Below are 23,197 nucleotides of genomic sequence, written 5' to 3' on the forward strand. Positions count from 1 at the left end.
AAGCCGCTCAGCCCTTGGGGCGCAGGTCGTAGATGCGGCGCAGCTTGCCGTTGGAACGCTCGAGGGAACCGGGATCCACTACTTCCACCACGCAAGAGGACCCTACATGGATCTTGATTTGCTCACGCAAGGTGCGGGCCGCCGTCGTGCTTGATTCAGCGGACACGGACTCGCGGCGTTCAATGCGTACCGTGAGTGAATCCATCCGCTTGCCCTCGGGGCGGGTGAGCTCGAGTTGGAAGTGGGGGCTCAGTTCCGGGATGCGGAGCGCGATTTCTTCGATCTGGGATGGGAACAGGTTCACGCCGCGGAGGATGATCATGTCATCGCTGCGGCCGGTGATGCGGCCCATGCGGCGGTGTGCCGGACGAGCAGTGCCGGGGAGCAGGCGGGTCAGGTCCTTGGTGCGGTAGCGGATGATCGGCAGCGCTTCCTTCGTCAACGACGTGAAGACGAGTTCGCCGGGTTCGCCGTCGCCCAAGACTGAGCTTTCGCCCCGCGAGGGGTCGAAGGGGTCGATGATTTCGGGGCGGAAGTGGTCCTCCCAAATGTGGCAGCCGTCCTGCGTTTCAACAGCTTCGCCGGCAACGCCCGGGCCCATCACCTCAGAAAGGCCGTAAATGTCCGAGGCCTTGATGTTCATGGTGACTTCGAGTTCGTGCCGCATCTCCTCGGTCCACGGCTCGGCGCCGAGGACTGCGTATTTCAGCGAGGTGGACGTGGGGTCGATGCCTTGGTGGGCCATGGCGTCCGCGATGGTTAGCAGGTAGGTCGGAGTGGCCAGGATCGCGTCCGGCTTGAAGTCCTGGATGAGTTGGATCTGGCGCTCGGTTTGGCCGCCGGAGATCGGGATGACCGTGCAGCCGAGTGCTTCAGCGCCGGCGTGGGCGCCGAGGCCGCCGGTGAACAGCCCGTAACCGTAGGCATTGTGGACCTTCATTCCGGGGCGGACGCCCGAGGCACGGAAGGACCGTGCCACCAGGGTTGCCCAGGTAGCGAGGTCGTTCTTGGTGTAACCAACCACTGTGGGACGGCCGGTGGTTCCGGAACTGGCGTGGATGCGTGCAACCTGGTCCTGCGGTACGGCGAACATGCCGAAGGGGTACTCCAGGCGGAGGTCTTCCTTGGTGGTGTACGGGAACTTGCCGAGGTCGCTGAGTTCCTTCAAGTCGGTGGGGTGCACACCGGCGTCGTCGAATTTGCGCTTGTACAGCGGGACGCGATCGTAGGCGTAGGCCACTGTGTGCTGCAGCCGGCTCAGCTGGAGGGCCTCGAGTTCGTCGCGGGAGATGGTTTCTTCGCGGTCCAGGACGGGTGCACTGTCTTTGGAGGTGGAGCCGGAAGGTGCGGCCACGGTGTTCTGGGTCATCTGGGTTCCTACTTCTTGGAGATGGTGCGGCTGCGTCCACGGAACTCGGCGATGAGTTCCCCGGGGGTACCGTCTGGAGTGGTGCCGGGCGTGGCGGCGTAAATCTGGATGTCGTAAAGCCCGCTTCGGCCGGCACTGGCGCGGCGATTGGCGACGGCGGTGATCGCTTGGCCTCGGAACGCCGGCTTGATGAAGTTAATGTCGACGCCGGACGCCACTGTGATGGTGGAGGATTCCTCGGGGGTGGGGTTCGCCGGGTTGCAGGCCAAGGCGAAGGCCGTGTCACCGAAGGCGAAGATCATTCCGCCGTGCGCCATGCCGAAACCGTTGAGCATCTCGTGGCGGAGCGTCATGCGGATGGTGGCGTGGCCGTCGTCGATCTTGAGGACCTCGATCCCCATCCATTCCGACGCGGGGTCGTTGGCCAGGATGTGGTGCGATGCACCGGAAAGGGTTGTTTCCACCATGCGTCATTGCCTCCAGCTTTATTTACCGAATGTTCATTAGGTAATCCCAGATCGCTTGAACTGTCAAGACTGGACCAAGTTCCGGGACGGCCTAGTAGCCTCTATGACATGCCCGATATCGAACTTCCCATCACCACGGAGCGGCTGGTCCTGCGGCGCTTTGAAGCCGAAGACCTGGACCGGTTCCACGGCTACCAGTCGCTTCCGGAGACTGCCCGCTTCCTCTTCCGCAACGAGCTCAGCAGGACCCGGTCCATGGAAGTCCTCGGGCGGTACGCAAACTTCCAGTTCACAGGGGAGGGGGACTGGGTTTGCCTGGCGATTGAGCGGAAGGACCGGCCCGGGTTGCAGGGCGAGATTGTCCTGAAGTGGCTTGAGGGGACAGGCCAAGGTGAGATCGGCTGGATTCTGCATCCGGATGCCCGCGGCCAAGGGATCGCTACCGAGGCCGCCGAAGCTGTCCTGGATTTGGCCTTCGGCCAGCTCGCCTTCCACCGCGTCGACGCGAAACTCGATGCCCTCAACACAGGCTCAGCTGGAATTTGCCAACGGCTGGGCATGCGTTTGGAGGCCGCCCTGGTGGATAACTGGCACTACAAGGGCCAATGGGCAACCGAGAATATCTACGCGATCCTCGACGCCGAATGGCGGGGCAGGCAGGACTCAGGACTCAATCGGCCATGACTTGTGGAGTTTCAGTTGTTCAGTCATCTCAGCTTCGGGCAGCGGTCTGCTGAAGTAATACCCCTGGCCGCTGGTGCAGCCGATGCTCAGGAGGTAATCGGCTTGTTCTTCTGTTTCGATACCCTCCCACACGGCATTCAGTCCGCACGCCCGGATCAGTTGCAGCACTGCGGCAAGAAGGGCTGGTTGCGAGGGATCACTCCCCAGGGCGGCAAGCAGGGTCCTGTCCACCTTCACGGCGTCCACGGGCAGCTGCCGGAGGTAGCTGATGGACGAGTAACCTGTGCCGAAGTCATCGATCTCCAGCCCCACACCGAGCCGCTGGAGGCTGCTCAGCGTGTAGCGGTCCAGGGCGTTCCCTTGGATAACGGCGCTTTCGGTCAGCTCAAGGACAAGGGCGGCCGGGTCCAGCCCGGACGCCGACAGGGCTTCCCGCACCTCTTCCACGAACTCAAGCCTTTGCAGGTCGGGAGCCGAAACGTTGATACGCATAGAGAAGTTATGGCTTGACGTCAGGGGGTCGCTGCGCCATAGCTTCAACTGCTCGACGGCGGCACGCAGCACCCAGCCGCCCAATTGCGAGATCATCCCGGTTTCTTCGGCGATAGGGATGAACTCGTCTGGCATGACGATCCCACGCGTGGGGTGGTTCCAGCGGACCAACGCCTCGACGCCCTCTATCTCCCGGGTGTCCAAGCGGATGATCGGCTGGTAGTACAGCACCAATTGGGAGCCTGCAATGGCCTCTTTGAGCTCGGCCACCAGCTGGTTGCGCATCTGCCGTACGTGCAACATGGACGGCTCGAATGCCTTGAGTTTGCCCCTCCCGTCCGCTTTGGATTCGTACATGGCAATATCGACTTCCATCATCAAGTCATCAGCGCTGACGCCTGGATCAGCCATGCGCAGGCCCATGCTGGCCCCACACCGAAGGTGGTGTCCCTCGATCTCTATCAGGCCGTCCAAAGCCGCCAGGATCCGGTTTCCGACTGAAGCCGCCATGGCAGGGGATACGTCCGGCAAAAGAACAGCAAACTCGTCGCCGCCCATACGGGCCACCATGTCTTGTTCCCGGACTGCCCCCGAGATCCGGCGGGCGACGGTCTCCAGTACTTTGTCCCCGATGGTGTGGCCCAAAGAGTCGTTGATGGCCTTGAACCCGTCCATGTCCAGGAGAAGAATCGCCGGCTTGGTGCTCGTTTCGAGGCCGGCCGCTTGGGCCTCCGCCAGCGCCGCAGAGAATGCAGATCGGTTGCTCAACCCGGTCAAGGGATCGGTCATGGCCATGTGTTGCATTGCCAAGCGGGCATCATTGAGCTGCTGGGTGCGGGCTTCCACCCGCTGTTCGAGCTCCTCGTAGATGATCTGTAGGTCTTCGGCCAACAGGTTGGTTCCCATGATTACAGCGTCGATCTCATCGCGCGCAGCTGAGACCTCGATCCTCGTTTCCAGGTCTCCCGCAGCCAACCTGACGATGCCCTCCAAGAGGAGGCCCAGGCGGGGATCGTCCGCGGAGTACGCGGTTTCCTCAGACATGGTCACTCCCCATAGGACCTGTTCGGCCGGTCATCGATATGCAGCAGGTGTTCACGAACTGCGGCGCTCCGCTCCGGTAGTGCGGCCTCGTCGAACAGCCGCGCCGTTTCCTCGAAGGTTGCCACGGCGTCGTCGCGCCTTCCTGCTTCCACCAACGCCCGCGCCAAGAGGAAATGCGCTTCGGCCGCCGTTTGGGTGGCCAAGATGGAGGATCGGGCACACAGCGGTTCAAGAATTGCCAACGCCTCAGGGATGTCTTGAATGAGGAAATTCCAGTGTGCCCTAACCAGCGCCATTTCCAAATGGTCCCGCTCGGATCCCCCCACGATATCCGTGGCCAGTTCCGCACGCTCAATGCATCGAAGCGTTGCTGCGTCGTTGAGCTTTGCCTGTAATCGCATTTCGGCCGATGCCCGATTGAAGCGGGCCCATAAATCGACATCTTTGGAGGGCGAAAGCCATTCGGCAGCCTGATCGTGATATCGAACGCCCTCTGAGACGTGATCGGTGAGGAAGGCTACGTTCCCGATGACCCAGTAGCCCTTTCCGGCTGTATCCTCGTCAACTTCATCCGTCAGGAGCGTTTCCAGGACGAGGCACTCCCGCCAGGCGTCCTCCAAGCGTCTGCTTTCGGCCAAAGCCGCAATCAAAGCACGCTGGGCCAGCACTTGAACATAACGCAGTTCGGGATCCTGGGCAGCCAGTTGCGCAGCCGCGGACGCCACTTCCGCGGCTTCCGGAAGCCGGCCAGAGCCCTGTAAAGCAACGGCCAAGAGGGTGCCGGCCTTCGCGCCGAGCTCCGGGGAGGTGGCGGTCAATTGGAGGTTGTTCAGATCCGTAGCCAGCTTCAGGTATTGCTCAATGTTTCCCTGGTCCCTCAGGCACTCAGCTTGGAGGTAGAGCATATTCCACCACAAAAGGTGATCACCGGCGGCCTGGGCAAGATGTGCGGCTTCACCGGCCAAGCGATACGCGTCCTCAAAGTCCCGCTCTTTCCATTTGGCGCGCGCAGTGAGCCCGGCGACAAGGTGGGGGGCTAACTGCGGACTCTGCATGTGCTCATTATCCATGTCAAAGATGGACAAAAGCTCGTATAGTTTGCGGGGTGACGTTTTTACATATCACATACTGAAGTTCGCATCAGTTTGAAAGGGCACAGCGGATGAAGAAATTTGCAGTAACCCTGCTCATGGCAGGCATTTTGGCGGTAGCAGGATTCGTTGCTCCGGCCAATGCCGCGCCAACCCAGGAAACCAACACCACGGCAATCGGATGGTGGCCTAACAGCGTGACCACCACCAAGACGAATACCACGACGATTGGGTGGTGGCCGAACTAATTGGGGATAGGACGGCCTGTCCTGACAGGCTGATGAAACAGCACGATGCCCCGGGTGACTACCCGGGGCATCGTTGTTTTAATCGTTCTTCTCAGCGCGCTGTGTTGCGAAAGCGTGCCTAGGGACCACCAACGGGAAGCTCCACGGATACTGTGGTCCCGGTACCCAGCGTGGAGTCGAACACCATTTTGCCCATGTGGCGGCTGATGATGTCATGCGCGATCGCCAACCCCAGTCCACTCCCGGGCACGGCTGCCGACGTAGCGTTGGAGGCCCGGTAGAAGCGGGTGAAAATGTGCGGCAGGTCGTGCTCCGGGATACCAAGTCCAGTGTCGGCGATGCGTACCACCGCAGAGGTTCGTCCACCGTTGGAGGCGGTCACTGAACTGGTGATCCCCACCTGGCCGCCCACGGGCGTGAACTTGATGGCGTTGGCAACGATGTTGGTGAAGACCTGTTCAAGCTTGGCTTCGTCAGCTGTGATCTCCACGTCCTCCGACGCCTCCGAGAAGGACACCGAGATGTGGCGGGATTCAGCCAGGGGGCGCAAAGTTGCCACCACTACTTGGAGCAGTTTGGCGATGTCCACAGGTTTAAGGTCCAGGTTGCTGGCGTCCTGCATGGACACCGTAAGCATGTCCTCGATGAGCGTGCGGAGCCTGTCCGAGTTGCGGGTTACGACGTCGAGCATGCTGCTGATGCCGTCCGGAACCGGTCCGCCGGCGCCGTCACGAATCATGTCCAAGTAAGCCGTGATGGAGGTCAGCGGAGTGCGGAGTTCGTGGTTTACGGTGGCGAGGAAGTCTGTTTTGGCTTTGTCCAATTGCCTCAACTGGTGAAGCACGCGCTGTTGGGCGCCAATGAGGTGGCCTTGGATCAGTCCATGGGCTACGTTCGCCGCCACGTGCTGCATGAGGGCGATTTCGGCACTGGTCCACGGGTGCCTCTCCTGCACGGTGGCGAGCAAGATGACACCCAGGGCGGAGCTGCCCTCGCCTACGGGGAGCAACACTGTGGAAATCGGGTGGATCTCCTCAGCCCATTCGTGCAGGGCCATGGTGATCCGGGAATCGGGTTCCTCCCGGTGATCGGTCACGGCCAGGACTTCCGCCTCGGCCCACAACCGATTGGATACCTCGATGATGGTCTCTTCACTGGGGCCAAGCTTCGCTGGGAGCTGGGGAAGGCCGGGCCGGTTACATTGGGCGCGGATCAGGGGGACCCGTTCATCGCGGAACGTCGCGAACCATACGTGGTCCACATCCAAGGCCCTGCCGAATCCGCAGACAACATGGTTGGCGATGATTTGTGGATCATTGGTTTCCCGGATCGCCGCCGAAACGTTACGGAGGTTTTCGCGCAGGGCCTCGACCTTGCTGCGGTTCCGGACACGTTCGGCTGCACGGCCCACCAGGGCTTTGACCCGCTGGACCAGTTCGTCATTGCGCACCGGGCTGAAGATATAGTCCGCCTGGCGCCATGCCTCCACGGTCTTCGGATCCACGGAGTCTTCCGGCCCAACGAGCAGGAGGATGGGCGCGCCAGGATTGTGGAGGCTGTCGGCCAGTGCGTTTTCGACGACGATCACCGAGGGCGTCCGCGCGTTGATCAAGGCCGCAAGCGAGGCCGGGTCATACGCCGCAAGTACCTCGAAACCCGCTGACGTCAGCGCAGTTGTGCTTGCTCCCAGGCGGTCCTGGTCTGAATCTGCCACGACAGCAAGCGGAGCGTGCTGCGCATTGGAGCCAGTCGGGCCCACAGAACCACCTCCAAGACGATATTGCCCACCCGAATTGCGGATTTGGCAACACACTATCAGCGGTAGGCCGGTACGGAGGTTCGGCGCTGAACAAGCCGCATGAGTGTTTACCTGCGTCTTTACTTTGGCCTGCGGATTAGTCAGCCTTGAGGCAGACTGCAATCGAGGAGAATAGTGAAGCCGGAAGCAACACCAAACCAGCAAGAGGTCGCGTTTGAGCTCAAGCTCCAAGACCCCGGCTATTTGCGCCTGACCTGGCCCCGGGGTGCCAAGATCAAGGAACCGGACGCCCAAAGGGCCATGGATCGGGTTAACGAACTCTGTGGCGCCAACCGGCATCCGATGATCGTGGATATGGCCACCACCGACGACGTCACCAGGGGTGCCCGTTCGGTGTTCGCCAAACCCTGCCAGGCATCGCGGATCGCACTGCTTGGCGCCTCACCCGTGGACAGGGTTATCGCCAATTTCTTCCTCGGCATCATGAAAGCGCCGTGCCCCACCAAGTTCTTTACGTCCGAGACAGAAGCCCTGGAGTGGCTGTTGGGCGTGTAAGGACGCTTATATTTAGATCATGTTCTCCGCTCTCCGGAAGTACCTGCTGGTACCTCGCCTCATCAGGCTCTCTTCTTCCGCGCCTAAAGACGCCTCCACTGCCTGGGATAAGTACTGGGGCGACGTACGGTCCACCGGAGCCGGCGGGGATGTCCTATGGGACTCCGGCAGCGACCATGAACTCAACGGCTACCTCCCCATCCTGGCCCAACTGGACCCGGCGCTTCCCGTGGTGGACGTTGGGTGTGGCAATGGCAGCTTCACCCGCCTCCTGGCCCGGCATTTCCCGCACGCGCTGGGACTCGACTATTCCGCCAACGCTGTGGAACGGGCCCGTCAGGAGTCCGCGGGAATGACGACGACGTCGTTCGCGGTCTGCGACATGACGGCACCTGACGCGGCGGGCACCGTAGCGACGGCGCTCGAAGCCGCCGGCTGGAAGGGCGAAGCCAACGTCTTTATCCGGGGAGTGCTGCACGTCCTGGACCGCGAGGGGCGAGCTGCGTTGGCCGAGAACCTGCGTCCCGTCATCGGATCCCGGGGCAGCGTATTCCTGGCAGAAACCAACTTCCGGGGCACTCCCGTGGACTACGTCAGCCACCTGGGCGCCACCCGGAATTCCATTCCAGAGCCGCTGGAGTGGGCCATCCGCGGGTTGCCGATGCCCGGACATTTCGGTGCACCGCAGCGAACCAAAGCCTTCCCGGCGGCCAACTGGGATCTCTTGGCGGAGGGCGAGGCCCATATCGAGACCCGCCCCCTCACCAACCCCCACTCCTCGGACGTGATCCCCGGGTATTACGCCGTCCTGCGGGCCCAGCAGGCCTGAGTCCTACTTCAGCAGGTCCTACTTCAGCCCGGCGCCGGGCAACAGTGCGGTGGCGCCCAAGGCATCCGCTACGAACGCGTAGTCCCATGCCCGTTCCCGCCACTGGACGTACCTGCCGGACGCCCCTCCGTGGCCGCCGTCCATCTCAATCTTCATGACCACCGGCTCCGCCCCGGTGGTCACCGAACGTAGCTCCTGGACCCATTTGGCCGGCTCTACGTACAGCACCCTGGTGTCGTTGAACGAGGTGACGGCGGCAATCTTGGGATAGTCCACGGCCCGCACATTCTCGTACGGAGTGTAGGACTTCATGTAGGCGTACACCTCGGGGTCGGTGATCGGGTTACCCCATTCCTCCCATTCCAAGGCGGAGAGCGGAAGGTCCGGGTCCAGGATGGTGGTCAGCGCATCCACAAAGGGCACTTGGGCCACCACCGCCGCGTATTTTTCGGGCGCCATGTTGGCGATGGCGCCCATCAGAAGGCCGCCGGCTGAGCCGCCCATCGCAGCTATGCGGGCAGGGTCCACCCACCCTGAACCCGCGAGCCAGTCGGTGGCGGTGATGAAGTCGGAGAAAGTGTTCTTCTTGCTGAGCTTCTTGCCTTGGTCATACCAATGGCGGCCCAACTCGCCACCGCCGCGGATGTGTGCGATCACCATGACGATCCCGCGGTCCAAGAGTGACAACCGGGCCACCCCGAAACCCGGGTCCATGCTCACTTCGTAGGAGCCGTAGCCATACACCAGGCCGGCAGAAGCGCCGTCCTGCTGTACCGATGCGTGCCGGAGCACGGATAGCGGCACGCGGGTGCCGTCGTCGGCCGTGGCCCATTCGCGGGTGGCCACATAGTCCGCAGGCGAGTAGCCGCCCAAAACGGGGCTTTCCTTGCGGAGCAGCAACTGGCCCTGGGGCTGGTCGGGGGTAGGCAGGACGAAGTCATAGACGCGCGACGGCGTGAAGTAGGACGTGTAGCCCATGCGGATTACCGGGGCGTCGTAGTCAGACCCGGAAACCCCTGCCGTGTACAGCTCTTCGTCGAACGAAGGCTCCACCGGTGCCTGTTGCCCTTCGGTTCCGAGCCCTGCAAGCGGCAGCACCTGGACGCGCTCAATGGTGTCCTTGCGGACGGACAGCACCAGATGGGTTGAGGTGAGGCCCGCGCCGTTGACGCGGACGTCATCGGAGTGCTCGACGACGGTACGCCAGTGCTGCTCGGCGAGCGGCTTGGTGAGCTCGGCTGGATCAACGAGGCTGACCATCGAGTTGATGGCGTCCTTATTGTGGGTCAGGAGCAGCGTTTCGCGGCCCTCCAGCAGGAAGGGTTCGGCGTCGTAAAGGATGCGTTCATCACGAGAGATAACGGTGGTCAGTCCGGCATCGGGATCGTCGAAGCGCAACAGGCGGGTCTCGCTGAACTCGGAGCAGCCGATGCTGAGCACCAGGTGACGGCGATCCGAGGCGAGGTCGAAACCGAGCCACATGGCGACGTCGTCCTCTTGATAAAGAACCTTGTCCTCGGAAACGGGCGTGCCCAAAACGTGGGACTTCACTTGGTAGGGTCGCCACGAATCGTCGGCGAGGGTGTAGAAGATGCGGGTGCCGTCAGGGGAGAAGGCCACGCCGTAAAAAATGTTCTCGATAACGTCGGGGAGGAGCTCGCCCGTGCGCAGATCCTTGATGCGCAGCGTGAAGCGCTCGTCCCCTGCGTTATCCACTGCGTAGGCGTAGAGATTGCCGTCCACGGTCACGGCGGCGCCGCCGACACTGAAGAAGGGCTTGCCTTCAGCCTCGAGGTTGCCGTCCAGGATGATCTGTTCACCCGGAAGCTCCAAGCCCGCCTCCACAGTGGGGGGAGTCCAGTCAGCCACGCGGTCACCGGTGTTTTGCGCTTGCACGCGGCACTGGATGCTGTACTCCATGCCTTCCACGGACCTGCTGTAGTACCACCACCCATCCTTGCGGCTGGGCACGGACAGGTCAGTCTCCTGCGTGCGTCCCTTGATTTCCTGGAACATGGCTTCACGGAGCGGCTCCTGATGAGCCGTCTGCGCTTCCTGGTAAGCGTTCTCAGCCCGGAGGTGCGCGATGACCTCCTCCGATTCCTTGTCCCGCAGCCACTCGTAGTTGTCCACGAACACATCTCCATGGTGTTCGCGGCGCGTGGGAACACGCTTGGCGACGGGAGGCTGGATGGACGGTTCCGTATCAGCGGCAGGTGCGGAGGAAGTCTGGCTCATGTGGCCACTCTATAGAGGGCCCCTGACACCGAGCCGGAATTTCGCTCAGAGCGCCGGACGGGGGCCAGCGCTAGCGATAGCTGTCCACGACTTAGCAGGGAACCAGCACTCTCGCGTCATGACTTGCGCTGGGGTGCCACTCAGTATAGGCGAGCACGGTTTGTGCCCTTTCCGTTCCGAAGAGTTGGAGGTTCAGATGGTCCCGCTTCAATCACCCAGTGTCCACGTTGGAAAACGGGTGCGCCTGCAAGCCCGGCAGCATCCGGAGACGTTGCGGCGCTCGCCGGTGGATTTGGAAGTTGTGATTCCTGCGTACAACGAGGCAACGAGGATTCCGAATACGTTGGTACAAACGGTGGACTTCCTCGCCAGCCAATCATGGTCCTCACGCATTGTGGTGGTGGACAACGGCAGCGTGGACGAGACGGCGGCGGTTGTGCGGCGTATCTCCCGTGACGCGGGTGCCATGGTGCCTATCTCCTTGGTGGGCTGCTCCCTGCAGGGAAAGGGAGCTGCTGTCCGGCGTGGCCTACTGAGCGGAACGTCCAGGTTTACCGGCTTCTTTGACGCAGACCTCGCTACTCCTTTGGAAACCCTCACCCAGACGATGTCCCTCCTCGAGGACGGGGCGGCAGCGGTGATTGCGTCCCGCCATGCGGAGGGCTCTACCGTGGTGCGTCCACAGCATCTCGGGCGCAGGGTGGGCGGAACGGCGTTCCGCGTGCTGACCAAAGCAAAGGTCAAGGGCATCCAAGACACCCAATGTGGCTTCAAATTCTTTGAACGGGACGCCTTGACCGCGGCAATGGTGCAGTGCCGCAGCACCGGCTTCGCCTTTGACGTGGAGCTCCTTTTGCGCCTCCAGAACAATGAGGCACGCATCGTGGAGCTCCCGGTTGCCTGGACTGACGGAGCTAAGTCAACCTTCCGCCCCTTCCAGGATGGCGTGGCCAGTTTCGCCTCAGTGATTCAACTTCAGAAAGCATCAGCATGACCTATGCCACAACGGACATGAACTCCCCGGCACAGCTTGCCGGCAAACATGTGCTGGTCCTCAACTGGCGCGACATCCAACATTCCCAGGCTGGTGGCGCCGAACAGTACATGCACCAGATCTCACGTAGATGGGTGCAAAACGGAGTTCAAGTTACGTGGTTTACCGGGCGTGACTCGGGCCAGGCTGCGGAGGACGTCATCGACGGGATCCGGATACTGCGCGGGGGAGGCCCCTTGTCGATTTACGGCCAGGCAGCGCTCAAGATGCTCCGCAGCGGAGCGAATTACGATGCCGTTGTTGACTGCCAAAACGGGATCCCGTTTTTCTCCCCCTTGTTCCTGCCGCGCACTACGCCCATCGTCCAAGTGGTCCATCACGTCCACCAAGAACAGTTCCGGACAAAATTCTCCCCACCCATGGCTGCGGTGGGACGTTTCCTGGAGAGCGCCGGCGCCAAGACGGTGTACGGCCAACGCTCCATCGTCGCCGTTTCGCCGTCAACCCGCTTGGAATTGCGGAAGCTCGGATTTTCCGGACCCATCCACGTGGTGCCTAACGGCAGCATCGACATTCCTCCTTTGGTGGCAGAACGGGCGGCTGAGCCGACCATCGCCGTCGTGAGCCGTTTAGTGCCGCATAAGCGGCTGGACCTGTTGTTGGGGCAGTTCGCCGTCGCCGTGCGGACCGTGCCGAAACTGCGTTTGGACCTTGTTGGTGACGGTCCCGAGCGGTCCCGTCTGCAACAGCTGGCCATGGACCTGGGCCTCGACGACGCCGTGACGTTCCACGGTTATCAACCCGACGCGGTGCGGGATGCGTTGTTGGGCAGGGCATGGTTGACCGCGTCCACCTCGGCTTCGGAGGGATGGGGATGTTCGGTGATCGAGGCGGCCGCGTGGGGTGTACCTTGCTTGGCCTTGCGAGTTCCCGGCATTAGGGACTCAGTTGTTGAAGGCAGGACCGGATGGCTTGTCGATGCGCCCAGGGAATTCGCAAACGCAATGATCGATGCCGTGTGGGCGTTGGCTGCACCGCGAACGGCCAGCGTGATGGCCGCCGAGTGCCGCGAATGGGCCGGATGCTTCACATGGGACAGGAGTGCAAGGCTGCTCACGGGGGCGCTCCTCGAGGAAGAAAAATTGTTGCGGGAGGGTGGAGATCCACGCGCCAGCCACTCGGATCTCTCAACCTTGGCGCAGTTCGATCTGCCCGCCGAAGCGGATCTGGATACCATCCTGCGCCCAACGGACGAGGTTGCGGTGATTGGGGGGAGCTACGTATCGGTGTTGATGAGGGGGCGCGACGAATTCGAAGCCTTCGCTGCCGTGACAAGGATCGGCGGCGAAGGGGTGCAGCTCCGTCCCGCTGGCCCGAACACGCTCCTCGCCGGGCCTGGAAGCGCGTTCTCTCCTGTCGACGCCGTCGACGGTCAGTAGCGCCAATTTGTTGGTGGAGGTAAAAGATCACGTCATGACCACTGCTGTGCGTGGGCGTGCAACAGCGCAGGGCAGGGACAACACACCGGACAGCACGGTGGACGTAGCCGGCAACAGCGGTGTCCTGGCTGTCTCCGCGGGAGCGGTTGGCCTCGTTAGTTATGCCTGCACCCTTTTGATGGCCAACACGCTGGGCACCGCCGACTACACGTTGTTCGCCTCGGCCGCGATGATGGTCGGGATCGTGGGTATCGTGGCTGCGGCTTTGGTCCCCCTACCGCTTTCACACGTTGTGGCTGCTTATCCCGCGGGCTCTGAAGGCAGGCGTGACGGGATTGCTTTCTCGGTTTTTGTTTCGTGCCTGGCTGGCGCTGCGGCTGCCCTCGTGTCGGGCGGTCTGACGCTGGCGCTGGGCAAACCGTCCATGGCCGGCGCGGTGGCACTGGGTTCTTTCGCCATTTTTGCCTCGACGGCCCAAGAAGGTTGGCTTCAAGGCGAACTGCGTTTTAAGTGGTACGCCTTGCGGACCGTCGGCGAAGTGGTGGTCAGGCTGATGTTCAGCCTGTTGGTCGTTGCCCTGGCTTGGGGTGCGGGAGGCGCAGTCCTGGGCTTCGCCGTGGGTGCAGCCGGAGGACTGTTGGTGCCGCGTTCGTTCTATCGCGACCTCCGTTGGCGCCCGCATGTGGTGCGCCAAAAATGGCGGTGGGCTGAAACCAGCGACATCGCATCGGTTCTGTGCGTGGTGTCGGTATTGGTGGGCATTGATGTGGTCTTGGTGGGCTTTCTGGACGACGGATCGGTGGCCGCCGCAGGTTTCCAGGCCCTCTCGACGATCGCCAAGGGTCCCGTTTACGTGCCGGCAGGGACCGCGCTGGTGGCCTTCCCGTTGCTGCGCACCCCAGGGGTGGACGCCGGCGGCGTCCTGAGGGATGCCTTCGCTTCTTTCGGGCAACTCGCCGTGGTGGCCTTTGCCATCATCGCCACCGCGCCTGCGTCGTTGGCCGGCTTGATTGTTCCGCAGAAATATCACGGCTCGTTGGAACTCCTGCCGTGGCTTGCCGCAGCCGGCTTGGGTTACGCGGTGTTGATGGGACTTTCCACAGTGCTGTTGGCCATGCGGGCCTACCGTCGTTGCCAGGTTGGCCTCGTGTGCGCGTCGTTGCTGGTTGTTGGCGGTCTGTGGGGCGGATGGCAGGTGGACGGCGTTTTCGGCTTGAGCGTCGGTTGTGCCGTCGGGTCTGTAGCGGCCGCCGTCGTGCTGGTGGTGTTGGCGCGGCCCATCCTGATGGCTGCCGGGCCGGGGACGAGAGTCGGCCGGTCTGCGCTCCTTGCCGTGGCCTTGCTGGTGGTCCTCGCTGTGGCCGGGCATCTGCAGCCGATGGTGTGGCTTCTGGTGTCCGGTGTCAGCGGGGTGGCAGTCCTGGCCCACCAGCGCGGCATGCTGCCGTACTGGAACGACCTCAGAATTCGACGGCGACGGCGGGCCCGGCGCCGCCGCACGTCCAAGCATGGCGAGCGGCGAACAGCCCGAGTGGCGTTCTTGGGCAGTTGGGTGTTTACGAACGCAGCGGTTGCCTTCATTGCCGTGGTTGCCGGGGCGTTCGGTGTCCGGGCCTTGGGCCTTCAGCAGGGTTTTGAACTGTGGGTGGATGAGCTGTTGTACGTCCAACTCGGTGAATCCGTCAGCACCGGCCGCTTCCCCACGCTGCCGGATGGGCCATTTTTCCTTCACCCACCCGGCTACTTCCTGCTCGAAGCCGCCGCCATCAAACTCTTCAACATTTCCGGACCCATCATCGACGTCACTTTGCACCTGCGCTGGCTCAACGCCGCGTTGGGTGCCGTGACCGTGGGGCTGGGTTTCCTCTTGGTGCGGAAGCTGGCAAGCACGACGGCGGCATGGCTCACAGCTGCGCTTCTCGCGTTCGAGCCGTTCGTCCTCAGGAACAACAGCCATGCGTTCCTGGAAACTTCGGCGATGCTGCCGGCTCTGATCGGCCTGCTCTTGCTCGTGGATAGACGCGCACAGAAGAGCAGGCGATCTTTCCTGAGGATTGCTGCCGCCGGTCTGCTGCTGGGGATTTCCGTGCTGTGTAAAGACTTCTTCTTTATTTGCAGCGTTGCCCCCGTCCTCGTTGCCACTGTGTGGAAGAAGACGATCCCGTGGCGTCAAGGGCTGGCCGTGGTCGGCTTCGGGTTGGTCCCCTATGCGGTGTACCTGCTGGTTGTGACTGCCAATGGATATTTCCCCAGTTGGGTGTGGGCCAAGAGCAACGGCGTATTGCGCATGTCCGGGGCGGTGAAGACCTCGGGATTTACGGCGGAGGGGTCCCCGAGCCTGGTCTCGCGGCTCATTGAGCAAGGGAGCAGCTTCGGTACAAGTTATGTGCTGTTGGGCTTGTGCCCGTTGGTTGGGCTCCTCCTGTGCTTCAGCCATTACGCCGGTCGGCGTCTGATCGGGTTGGCCGGCTTGGGCCTCGGCGCGGCGGGCGCCTACAGTGCAGTGTTCGGCACGTTCGAGGAACAATACGGGTACGGCGTCATGGTGGCCGGGGCTATCTGTTCGGTCCTGGTTGTGGTGGAGCTGCGGGAAAGACGCCCCAAAGCACGCCGACCGCTGGCAGTCCTCAGCGTTTGCTACGTGGTTGTCACCGTGGTGTTGGGGCTCCGTACCGAACTGGCCGTGGATGACGGTTTCGTCAGGGCCAACGGCTGGATACAAGCCGAACTTCCACCCGACGCCCGGATCAGCGTCACCAACAGCACAGCGCAGTTCGCCTACAGGGCGGATCCGCGGTTCGGGATTTGGCCTTCCGCGCCCCTGATGAAACAAAACGGCGTCAGCTACATCCTCACCCAGTCCAAGCCCACCAGCCAGGGCTACGGATATGCCAACCCCACCATGCTCGTTTGGTTGAAAACCCATGGCACCCCGATGATCACCACCTCAGGCCCTACTAACGGTGAAACCACTGTTTGGTACGTAGATCCCGCCGATCTTGAAGCCGCGGCAGCGGCCAACATCGGGGTGCCCTCCAAGGACTACGGGACGGAAAAATGATAATGCGAGTTTTGCACTTGGGATTTGAGGATCCCCGTATGCCAGGAGCCGGCGGCGGGTCAGTCAGGACCCACGAAATCAACAGCCGCCTCGCAGCGAAGGGGTTTGACGTCACCGTACTGACCACCCGGTATCCCGGTTGGGAGGCGCGCGTCCAGGACGGGGTACGCTATATCCCCATCGGCATCGGCACCGGAAAAAGCAGGTTGACCAGGCTGCTCGGATACGTAGTGCGCCTGCCCTGGGAAGTACGCAAACGCCGTTCGGCGGCAGACCTTGTTGTAGAGGACTTTTTCGCGCCCTTTGCCACCATGGCCGCACCGCTCTGGACTTGGCGCCCCACCATCGGAATCGTTCAATGGCTCCACGCCCGTGACAAAGCACGGCAATACAAGTTGCCCCTGCACTGGCTTGAACGGTGGGGCGTTCGCAAACATCGCCGGCTCATCTCCGTTTCGCAGGGAATTGCTGACAACTTGTGGGCATATAACCCGAACGTCCACGTGGATGTCATCGGAAACGGAGTCGACCCCTCCGCGTGGAAACCGGAACCCAAGCTCGGGCGTGACATCCTCTTCCTCGGCCGTCTGGAGTTCGGCCACAAAGGGCTGGATCTGCTCTTGGAAGCGTGGGCGCAGTGCAGCGAGCGCATAGACGCCAACCTGCTAATCGCGGGGACCGGGCATGACGAAGCCAAGCTGCGCGAAGCCATCGGCAAGTCCGGTCTTGAGGGCCGGATCAGAATGCTTGGCTGGCTGTCGGGGGACAGGAAGTTCCAAGCGCTCAGTGATGCACGGCTGGTGGTGGTGCCTTCCAGGCATGAAACCTTTGGGTTGGTGGCCATCGACGCCCTGGCCACGGGGACCCCGGTGATCGCGTTCGACATCCCCTGCCTCAGGGATGTGGTTCCACGGGGTGCGGGTTGGCTGGTGGACGCCTTTGACGTCAACGCCTTCGCCGACGAGATGGCGCGGCGTTACATGGACTCCGGGCTTCGGACTGCGGCATCGATCGGACGGGAATTCGCCGCCGGGTACAACTGGGACGCGCTCGCCGACATGCAGGCTAAGTCATACCGGGACTCGCTGATGGCTTTGGCGCCAGCCGGGTCAGAAGCAGTGCACCCCAGCAGCCGGGAAGGGGCGTAAATGCCACGTCAATCAACAATCGAACACTCGCTGGCGGGCGACGCTCCGTGGTTGTTCCTCTCGCCCCACCTCGACGACGCCGTATTGTCCTGCGGCGCGCTGATGGACGCACAAGCCCGGGGACGCGGGATCATCGTGGCCACGGTGTTCAGCGAAGCAACGCCTGCACCACACACTCGCGCTGCGCGGTCCTTTTTGCGGCAATGCACCATGTCAGACGCCGGAGAGCTATTCGAGGCCCGGAAGGCGGAGGACCGGGCAGTCCTGGCGGACATGGGCATCCAATCCATCCATCTCGGCGAGGTGGATGCGCTGTTCCGACGCCGGCGCAAGCCACCCCTGCTGGGGAGCAGCGCCTGGGACAGGCTCCTCCCGGAGTTCACCCACCGCTACCCCAGCTATCGGTTTGATATCGCCATGGGTCGGATTGCCAGAGGCGACATGGCACTGATCCGCGAGCTAAGGAACGTTGTGTCTGCGCTCATGAGCCAAACGCAGGCTGAGCTGCTGTTTTGTCCGGCCGGGGTGGGTAACCACGTGGACCACCTCATCACCCGCGGTCTGGGCGCGGATCACCGGGATCGCTTGGTGATGTACTCGGATTTCCCGTACGACATGGTGGCGGGACCGGACCAAACGCACATCGACCGCATGGGACTTGTGCCGTGGACCTGGGCCGAGGGCCTCCACGCCAAACCTGGCCGGATCCGGCAATACGCTACCCAGGCCGACGCGTTGTTCCCCGACGGCAAGATTCCCTTGCACCCCGAAACCTATTACGTGCCGTCCGTGTAGACGCTCCTAAAAGCTTGACTGAAATCGTCCGCTCCGCATATTCTGAACGAACGGTCGGTAATTTATTAGGAGCAACCATGGCATCGCAGAATCTGCAGTCAGTGCCCGCTGAGCTGTCCCCGGAGGAGCAGGAGCGGGAGGAAGCGGGTAAGGCGTACTTTGATCGCATCATCTCGGAGGACTCGCGCATCGAACCGCGTGACTGGATGCCGGCGGCATACCGCAAGACCCTGCTACGGCAGATCTCCCAGCATGCCCACTCGGAAATCATCGGGATGCAGCCGGAAGCCAACTGGATTACCAGGGCACCGAGCCTGAAGCGGAAGTCCATCTTGATGGCCAAAGTCCAGGACGAGGCTGGTCACGGCTTGTACCTGTACTCCGCAGCAGAGACACTGGGCCAGAGCAGGGACCAGATGATGGAAGATTTGATCGCCGGCAAGGCCCGGTACTCGTCCATCTTTAACTACCCCACGATTTCCTGGGCGGACATGGGAGCCATCGGTTGGCTTGTGGATGGTGCCGCCATTTGCAACCAAGTGCCCCTGTGCCGCGCCTCCTACGGTCCTTACGGCCGCGCAATGGTGCGCATCTGCAAGGAAGAGTCCTTCCACCAGCGCCAGGGTTTCGAGATCCTGCTTGAGCTCTCCAACGGCACGTCTGCACAGAAGCAGATGGCCCAAGACGCCGTGAACCGCTGGTACGCGCCGTCGTTGATGATGTTTGGTCCGCCGGATGACGATTCGCCCAACTCCAAGCAGTCCATGGCATGGAACATCAAGCGCTTCAGCAACGATGAACTCCGCAGCCGGTTCGTCGGGATGATGGTGGAGCAGGTCCGCGTCCTTGGCTTGACCCTCCCGGACAAGGACGTACGTTTCAACGAAGAAACCAAGAAGTGGGAGCACGGGCCCCTGGACTGGAACGAGTTCAAGGAAGTCCTGGCGGGCCGCGGGCCGTGCAACTCGCAGCGCATCGAGCGCCGCCGTGAGGCACACGAAAACGGTGCTTGGGTTCGCGAAGCCGCAGTGGCTTACGCCCGCAAGCAAGCAGAGAAAGTGAACGTAGCATAATGGATCCCCACGGCAACCCCGAAGTACCGGCCAGCGCCGCCAGTGAGATTAACCGCGAAGCACCTAAGGTCGCTACTACTGCGGACCAGCATCGTGAAGCGCCATGGTCCCTCTGGGAAGTCTTCGTGCGCTCCAGCCGGGGTCTCTCGCATGTGCACGCTGGTTCCTTGCACGCTCCCGATGCAGCTATGGCCTTGCGAAATGCCCGGGATCTGTACACACGGCGCAATGAGGGCGTCTCCATCTGGGTGGTTCCGGCAGAGGCCATCTCCTCCAGCGACCCGGATTCCAAGGGAGCATTTTTCGAGTCCCCTCAGGGCAAGGATTACCGCCACGCCACCTACTACACCAAGAGCGAAGGCGTGAAGCACCTGTGAGCAACAAAGAATCCGACTTCGCTATCGAGGGCCACGGCGACATTTCCGTAGGAGTCCACGGCGCTGGTGCGTCCGGAGATGGTTCTGCAAGCGCCACCCGCATCACGCCAGGTAATGCACTGCGTCCGGAAGACATTGCCCTTGAGATCACCAGGGGAGAGATCAAGCCCAGCGAGGACGTCGCCGAGTTCGCCCTGCGCGTGGGCGACGACGGCCTGATCCTCGCCCAGCGCTTGGGCCACTGGATTTCCCGTGCTCCTGAGCTCGAGGAAGACATCGCGCTCGGCAACATCGCCTTGGATCAGCTGGGCCACGCCCGTTCGTTCCTGACCTATGCCGGTGCTGCTTGGGGCAAATCCGAGGATGATTTGGCGTACTTCCGCCGCGAACACGAGTTCCGTTCAGCGCACCTGTTTGAACAGCCCAACGGTGATTTCGCAGTGACCATCGCGCGCCAGTTCATTGTGAGTTTCTATCAGTACGAGCTCTACACCGCGTTGACCGCGTCCACGGATCCCACCATTGCCGCCATCTCCGCGAAGGCCGTGAAGGAAGTGGATTACCACCGCGATCACAGTGCCCAGTGGGTGCTGCGCCTAGCGGGCGGCACTGACGAATCCAGGAAGCGCATCACCCAGGGTTTCAAGCTCTTGTGGCCGTACGTGGACGAACTGTTCGAAGACGATGAGCTGACCACCCGCCTGGCCGAGGCCGGCGTCGTGGTTCAACCGTCGAGCCTCCGCTCGGCATTCGACCGGCTGACGGGCGAAATCATGGCCGAAGCCGAACTTGATATCCCCTCCGTTCCGCAGGCACCCGGTGGTGGCCGCCGCGGTAGGCACTCTGAGCACCTTGGTTTTGTCCTTGCTGAGATGCAGGTCCTGGCGCGCGAGCACCCAGGCGCAAGCTGGTGACCAGCGTGGCAGCACGGGCGCTCAGCACGGTGGAGCAGCAGGCATGGGACATCGCGTCCACTGTCTGCGATCCGGAGATCCCGGTCCTGACCATCGAGGACCTGGGCATCCTGCGGGGCATCCGCGTCACGCCTGCGGTAGGGGAGGCTGACTCGCACGACGGCGGCCCCGCAACTACCGCCGTCGAGGTCACCATCACGCCCACCTATTCCGGCTGTCCCGCGATGGACGCCATTGGTGACGATCTCCGGAAGGCCTTCGAGCAGCAAGGCTACGCAAGCGTGGATATCAACCTGGTGCTCGCGCCGGCGTGGACCACGGATTGGATGACCGAGTCCGGCAAGGCGAAGCTGCAGGAGTACGGGATCGCGCCGCCCTCCGGCCGGGCTGCCGCTGGCGGACATTCCGGGCCCGTCCGGCTGAGCCTCGCGGTCAAATGCCCGCAGTGCAACTCGCTGAACACCAAGGAACTCACCCGTTTTGGTTCCACGTCCTGCAAGGCGCTGTTTGTCTGCCAGGACTGCAAGGAACCGTTCGACTACTTCAAAGTCCTCTAAGGAAGCAGCCATGACCACCGAAACACAGACGGCCAGCCGCCGTCGTGCGTCTTTCCACAACCTGACCGTCACGGACGTCCGACGCCTCACGGACGATGCCATTGAGGTCACGTTCGGTGTTCCTGCCGAGTTGGCTGGCCAGTATGACTACCTTCCAGGCCAGTACGTAGCGTTGCGCACCACGTTGCCTGACGAGAGCGGCGAACCTCACGAGGTCCGCCGCAGCTACTCCATCTGCGCGGAGCCGCGCAGCTTTGCGGACGGCAGCAGCGAGATTCGTGTGGCCATCAAGAAGGACTTGGGTGGGCTGTTCTCCACGTGGGCCAACGCTGAGCTCAAGGCCGGAGACGTGTTGGACGTGATGAGCCCGCAGGGTGCGTTCATCTCACGGCACGGCAAGGACGGTTCCGCCGTTCAGCACAACGTCATGAATTCCATGAACCACCCCGAGGAACTGGCGGGGGAGCCCGGGAACTTTGTGGCGATCGCCGCAGGGTCCGGCATCACTCCGGTGATCGCGATCGCGCGGACCCTCCTGGCAGCGAATCCCGAGACCACTTTTGACTTGGTGTACGCGAACAAAGCCGCCATGGACGTGATGTTCCTTGAGGAGCTCGCGGACTTGAAGGACAAGTACCCTACGCGCTTGGCGTTGCACCATGTGCTGTCTCGTGAACAGCGCATCGCTCCCTTGATGACGGGGCGCATCGATTCGGAGAAGTTGCAGGCGCTTTTGAGCAGTGCCATCCACGCCGAGGACGTGGACGAATGGTTCCTGTGCGGGCCGTTCGAGTTGGTCCAGTTGTGCCGCGACACGCTGGCCGCACGTGGCGTGGAGCCGGAGCACATCCGCTTTGAACTGTTCACCACCGGCCGGCCGGACCGCCCCGAGGGCAACGCCGGCAGGCCCGTTCTTGCCGACGAGTCGCAGGATACGTACAAGATCACCTTCACCTTGGACGGCCTCACCGGTGACGTCGCCAGCCCAACCCATGCCCGCGAGTCCATTCTCAACGCTGCCCTGCGCGTTCGTCCGGACGTCCCATTCGCGTGCGCCGGCGGCGTCTGCGGGACCTGCCGGGCCAAACTGGTCACCGGGACCGTGACCATGGATGAGAACTACGCCCTTGAACAGGACGAGCTGGATAAGGGGTACGTCCTAACCTGCCAGTCCCACCCCACCAGCGAAGAAGTGACCGTCAACTTCGACGTCTAAGGAGTCCCATGATCGAGCTCTCCATTGCCAGCGGCATTGCCGAAATAGTCCTCAACATCCCCGAAAAGCTGAACTCGCTGAACGAAGACGCGCTAAGGGAACTGGATAAAGCGTACGACGACGCCGCTGCCGCCGCCTCCCGCGGCGAGGTGCGGGCCCTGTTGCTCCGAGGGGAAGGCCGGGCTTTCTGCGCCGGCCGCGACATAGCTGCAGTCACTCCTGAAACCGATGATGCCCAGGCCTACCTGGGCGGCCTCGTGGAGCCGTTGCTGAAAAAGATGGCTGCGTTCCCGGCGGCCACCTTCGCTGCCGCACATGGTGCGTGCCTCGGCGTTGGTCTTGGGCTGTTGCTGGCCACGGACGTTGTCTATGTGGCGGAAAATGCCAAGTTCGGCTCTCCCTTTGCCAAGCTGGGCGCCACGCTGGACTCGGGTGGGCACTGGTACTTCACGGAGCGGCTGGGCATGCACCGCACCCTGGACCTGATTTACACAGCCGATCTCATCTCGGGCACCGAAGCAGTGGCTCAGGGTATGTTCAGCCGCGCAATGCCGGCCGACGTGTTGCTCGATGAGACAAGGGCGATTGTTGCTCGCGTTGCTTCCGGCGCAACGGGTGCCTTTGTTGCGTCCAAGGAGTTGGTGGCCCACATCCGGGATCAGCGCCTTGGACTGTGGGCCTCCATGGCCGAGGAGAACACCGAGCAGGCGCGTCTGTGCAAAACCGACGATTATGCCGAGGGTTTCCGGGCGTTCCAAGAGAAGCGCGCGCCGGTTTTCAAGGGGTAGTTGGGTCCGCGCATCCTCTGGCCCACGCGTCCGCCGGGCCCTGCCGCACGAGGCAGGGC

21 protein-coding genes are annotated in these 23,197 nt (G+C 62.4%); 15 read left to right on the plus strand and 6 right to left on the minus strand.

Translation table 11 applies throughout. From position 1 onward, the window contains the following. Window positions 1-7 precede the first annotated feature (7 nt). Entirely contained in the window at window positions 8-1,369 is a 1,362-nt protein-coding gene (gene paaK, locus SB659_RS14465) for a phenylacetate--CoA ligase PaaK (protein ID WP_284980167.1), read from the minus strand. Between the two features lie 8 nt (window positions 1,370-1,377). Further along, window positions 1,378-1,836: a hotdog fold thioesterase gene (locus SB659_RS14470; RefSeq protein ID WP_284975515.1), complete on the minus strand. Its 459-nt coding sequence runs from the start codon at window positions 1,834-1,836 to the stop codon at window positions 1,378-1,380. Between the two features lie 108 nt (window positions 1,837-1,944). On the opposite strand from SB659_RS14470, the gene SB659_RS14475 reads away from it, so the two are divergent. Continuing rightward, window positions 1,945-2,520 (plus strand): GNAT family N-acetyltransferase, encoded by a 576-nt coding sequence (locus SB659_RS14475; protein ID WP_284975514.1) that lies wholly within the window; start codon window positions 1,945-1,947, stop codon window positions 2,518-2,520. Here SB659_RS14475 and SB659_RS14480 read toward each other — a convergent pair. Continuing rightward, entirely contained in the window at window positions 2,500-4,056 is a 1,557-nt protein-coding gene (locus SB659_RS14480; protein WP_410550851.1) for a putative bifunctional diguanylate cyclase/phosphodiesterase, read from the minus strand. The two genes, SB659_RS14475 and SB659_RS14480, sit on opposite strands and share 21 nt — an antisense overlap. Window positions 4,057-4,058: 2 nt before the next feature. After that, window positions 4,059-5,111 carry a hypothetical protein gene (locus SB659_RS14485; protein ID WP_284980171.1) on the minus strand — a complete coding sequence of 351 codons (1,053 nt, stop codon included), beginning with the start codon at window positions 5,109-5,111 and terminating at the stop codon, window positions 4,059-4,061. 107 nt (window positions 5,112-5,218) lie between these two features. Here SB659_RS14485 and SB659_RS14490 point away from each other — a divergent pair, with 107 nt between their 5' ends. Then, on the plus strand, window positions 5,219-5,395 hold the full coding sequence (locus SB659_RS14490) for a hypothetical protein (protein ID WP_284980172.1): 177 nt from the start codon (window positions 5,219-5,221) through the stop codon (window positions 5,393-5,395). 118 nt (window positions 5,396-5,513) lie between these two features. On the opposite strand, the gene SB659_RS14495 is transcribed toward SB659_RS14490, so the two are convergent. Then, window positions 5,514-7,109, minus strand: a complete 1,596-nt coding sequence (locus SB659_RS14495; protein ID WP_410550852.1) for an ATP-binding protein — start codon at window positions 7,107-7,109, stop codon at window positions 5,514-5,516. Between the two features lie 219 nt (window positions 7,110-7,328). On the opposite strand from SB659_RS14495, the gene SB659_RS14500 reads away from it, so the two are divergent. Together SB659_RS14500 and SB659_RS14505 are read left to right on the plus strand one after the other, a co-directional pair. Further along, on the plus strand, window positions 7,329-7,709 hold the full coding sequence (locus tag SB659_RS14500; protein WP_410550853.1) for an STAS/SEC14 domain-containing protein: 381 nt from the start codon (window positions 7,329-7,331) through the stop codon (window positions 7,707-7,709). Between the two features lie 19 nt (window positions 7,710-7,728). Beyond that, complete coding sequence (locus SB659_RS14505) at window positions 7,729-8,538, plus strand: class I SAM-dependent methyltransferase (protein WP_284980175.1); 810 nt, start codon at window positions 7,729-7,731, stop codon at window positions 8,536-8,538. 18 nt (window positions 8,539-8,556) lie between these two features. Here SB659_RS14505 and SB659_RS14510 read toward each other — a convergent pair whose 3' ends face one another. Next, on the minus strand, window positions 8,557-10,776 hold the full coding sequence (locus SB659_RS14510; RefSeq protein ID WP_410550854.1) for a S9 family peptidase: 2,220 nt from the start codon (window positions 10,774-10,776) through the stop codon (window positions 8,557-8,559). Window positions 10,777-10,972: 196 nt separating this feature from the next. On the opposite strand from SB659_RS14510, the gene SB659_RS14515 reads away from it, so the two are divergent. The 11 genes from SB659_RS14515 to SB659_RS14565 all read left to right on the plus strand — a co-directional run bounded on the left by SB659_RS14515 (window position 10,973) and on the right by SB659_RS14565 (window position 23,138). After that, complete coding sequence (locus SB659_RS14515) at window positions 10,973-11,770, plus strand: glycosyltransferase (protein WP_410550855.1); 798 nt, start codon at window positions 10,973-10,975, stop codon at window positions 11,768-11,770. Continuing rightward, window positions 11,767-13,209: a glycosyltransferase family 4 protein gene (locus SB659_RS14520; RefSeq protein WP_410550856.1), complete on the plus strand. Its 1,443-nt coding sequence runs from the start codon at window positions 11,767-11,769 to the stop codon at window positions 13,207-13,209. Before SB659_RS14515 ends, SB659_RS14520 begins: the two co-directional genes overlap by 4 nt. Before the next feature lie 34 nt (window positions 13,210-13,243). After that, window positions 13,244-16,270, plus strand: coding sequence for a hypothetical protein (locus SB659_RS14525; protein ID WP_410550857.1), 3,027 nt, complete (start codon window positions 13,244-13,246; stop codon window positions 16,268-16,270). 38 nt (window positions 16,271-16,308) lie between these two features. Then, window positions 16,309-17,418 (plus strand): glycosyltransferase family 4 protein, encoded by a 1,110-nt coding sequence (locus SB659_RS14530; RefSeq protein ID WP_410550858.1) that lies wholly within the window; start codon window positions 16,309-16,311, stop codon window positions 17,416-17,418. Then, window positions 17,419-18,213: a PIG-L deacetylase family protein gene (locus SB659_RS14535; RefSeq protein ID WP_410550859.1), complete on the plus strand. Its 795-nt coding sequence runs from the start codon at window positions 17,419-17,421 to the stop codon at window positions 18,211-18,213. Between the two features lie 77 nt (window positions 18,214-18,290). Next, window positions 18,291-19,286, plus strand: a complete 996-nt coding sequence (gene paaA / locus SB659_RS14540) for a 1,2-phenylacetyl-CoA epoxidase subunit PaaA (RefSeq protein WP_410550860.1) — start codon at window positions 18,291-18,293, stop codon at window positions 19,284-19,286. Next, entirely contained in the window at window positions 19,286-19,663 is a 378-nt protein-coding gene (gene paaB / locus SB659_RS14545; protein WP_410550861.1) for a 1,2-phenylacetyl-CoA epoxidase subunit PaaB, read from the plus strand. Before paaA ends, paaB begins: the two co-directional genes overlap by 1 nt. Next, window positions 19,660-20,577: a 1,2-phenylacetyl-CoA epoxidase subunit PaaC gene (gene paaC / locus SB659_RS14550; protein WP_410550862.1), complete on the plus strand. Its 918-nt coding sequence runs from the start codon at window positions 19,660-19,662 to the stop codon at window positions 20,575-20,577. The genes paaB and paaC overlap by 4 nt, the downstream gene beginning before the upstream one ends. Next, window positions 20,574-21,134, plus strand: coding sequence for a 1,2-phenylacetyl-CoA epoxidase subunit PaaD (paaD, locus tag SB659_RS14555; protein ID WP_284980183.1), 561 nt, complete (start codon window positions 20,574-20,576; stop codon window positions 21,132-21,134). Before paaC ends, paaD begins: the two co-directional genes overlap by 4 nt. 10 nt (window positions 21,135-21,144) lie before the next feature. After that, window positions 21,145-22,350: a 1,2-phenylacetyl-CoA epoxidase subunit PaaE gene (paaE, locus tag SB659_RS14560; RefSeq protein WP_284980184.1), complete on the plus strand. Its 1,206-nt coding sequence runs from the start codon at window positions 21,145-21,147 to the stop codon at window positions 22,348-22,350. Between the two features lie 8 nt (window positions 22,351-22,358). Further along, entirely contained in the window at window positions 22,359-23,138 is a 780-nt protein-coding gene (locus tag SB659_RS14565) for an enoyl-CoA hydratase/isomerase family protein (protein WP_410550863.1), read from the plus strand. Window positions 23,139-23,197: the final 59 nt, after the last annotated feature.

It is taken from the genome of Arthrobacter sp. SIMBA_036 (assembly GCF_046535135.1).
GTDB lineage: Bacteria > Actinomycetota > Actinomycetes > Actinomycetales > Micrococcaceae > Arthrobacter.

Coding starts and splice junctions, on each gene's coding strand:
- paaK (WP_284980167.1), bottom strand. CDS start 1,369: ATGACCCAGAACACCGTGGCCGCACCTTCCGGCTCCACCTCCAAAGAC.
- SB659_RS14515 (WP_410550855.1), top strand. CDS start 10,973: ATGGTCCCGCTTCAATCACCCAGTGTCCACGTTGGAAAACGGGTGCGC.
- SB659_RS14505 (WP_284980175.1), top strand. CDS start 7,729: ATGTTCTCCGCTCTCCGGAAGTACCTGCTGGTACCTCGCCTCATCAGG.
- paaA (WP_410550860.1), top strand. CDS start 18,291: ATGGCATCGCAGAATCTGCAGTCAGTGCCCGCTGAGCTGTCCCCGGAG.
- SB659_RS14475 (WP_284975514.1), top strand. CDS start 1,945: ATGCCCGATATCGAACTTCCCATCACCACGGAGCGGCTGGTCCTGCGG.
- SB659_RS14470 (WP_284975515.1), bottom strand. CDS start 1,836: ATGGTGGAAACAACCCTTTCCGGTGCATCGCACCACATCCTGGCCAAC.
- paaE (WP_284980184.1), top strand. CDS start 21,145: ATGACCACCGAAACACAGACGGCCAGCCGCCGTCGTGCGTCTTTCCAC.
- SB659_RS14535 (WP_410550859.1), top strand. CDS start 17,419: ATGCCACGTCAATCAACAATCGAACACTCGCTGGCGGGCGACGCTCCG.
- paaB (WP_410550861.1), top strand. CDS start 19,286: ATGGATCCCCACGGCAACCCCGAAGTACCGGCCAGCGCCGCCAGTGAG.
- SB659_RS14525 (WP_410550857.1), top strand. CDS start 13,244: ATGACCACTGCTGTGCGTGGGCGTGCAACAGCGCAGGGCAGGGACAAC.
- SB659_RS14565 (WP_410550863.1), top strand. CDS start 22,359: ATGATCGAGCTCTCCATTGCCAGCGGCATTGCCGAAATAGTCCTCAAC.
- SB659_RS14510 (WP_410550854.1), bottom strand. CDS start 10,776: ATGAGCCAGACTTCCTCCGCACCTGCCGCTGATACGGAACCGTCCATC.
- SB659_RS14520 (WP_410550856.1), top strand. CDS start 11,767: ATGACCTATGCCACAACGGACATGAACTCCCCGGCACAGCTTGCCGGC.
- SB659_RS14480 (WP_410550851.1), bottom strand. CDS start 4,056: ATGTCTGAGGAAACCGCGTACTCCGCGGACGATCCCCGCCTGGGCCTC.
- SB659_RS14530 (WP_410550858.1), top strand. CDS start 16,309: ATGCCAGGAGCCGGCGGCGGGTCAGTCAGGACCCACGAAATCAACAGC.
- SB659_RS14490 (WP_284980172.1), top strand. CDS start 5,219: ATGAAGAAATTTGCAGTAACCCTGCTCATGGCAGGCATTTTGGCGGTA.
- SB659_RS14485 (WP_284980171.1), bottom strand. CDS start 5,111: ATGCAGAGTCCGCAGTTAGCCCCCCACCTTGTCGCCGGGCTCACTGCG.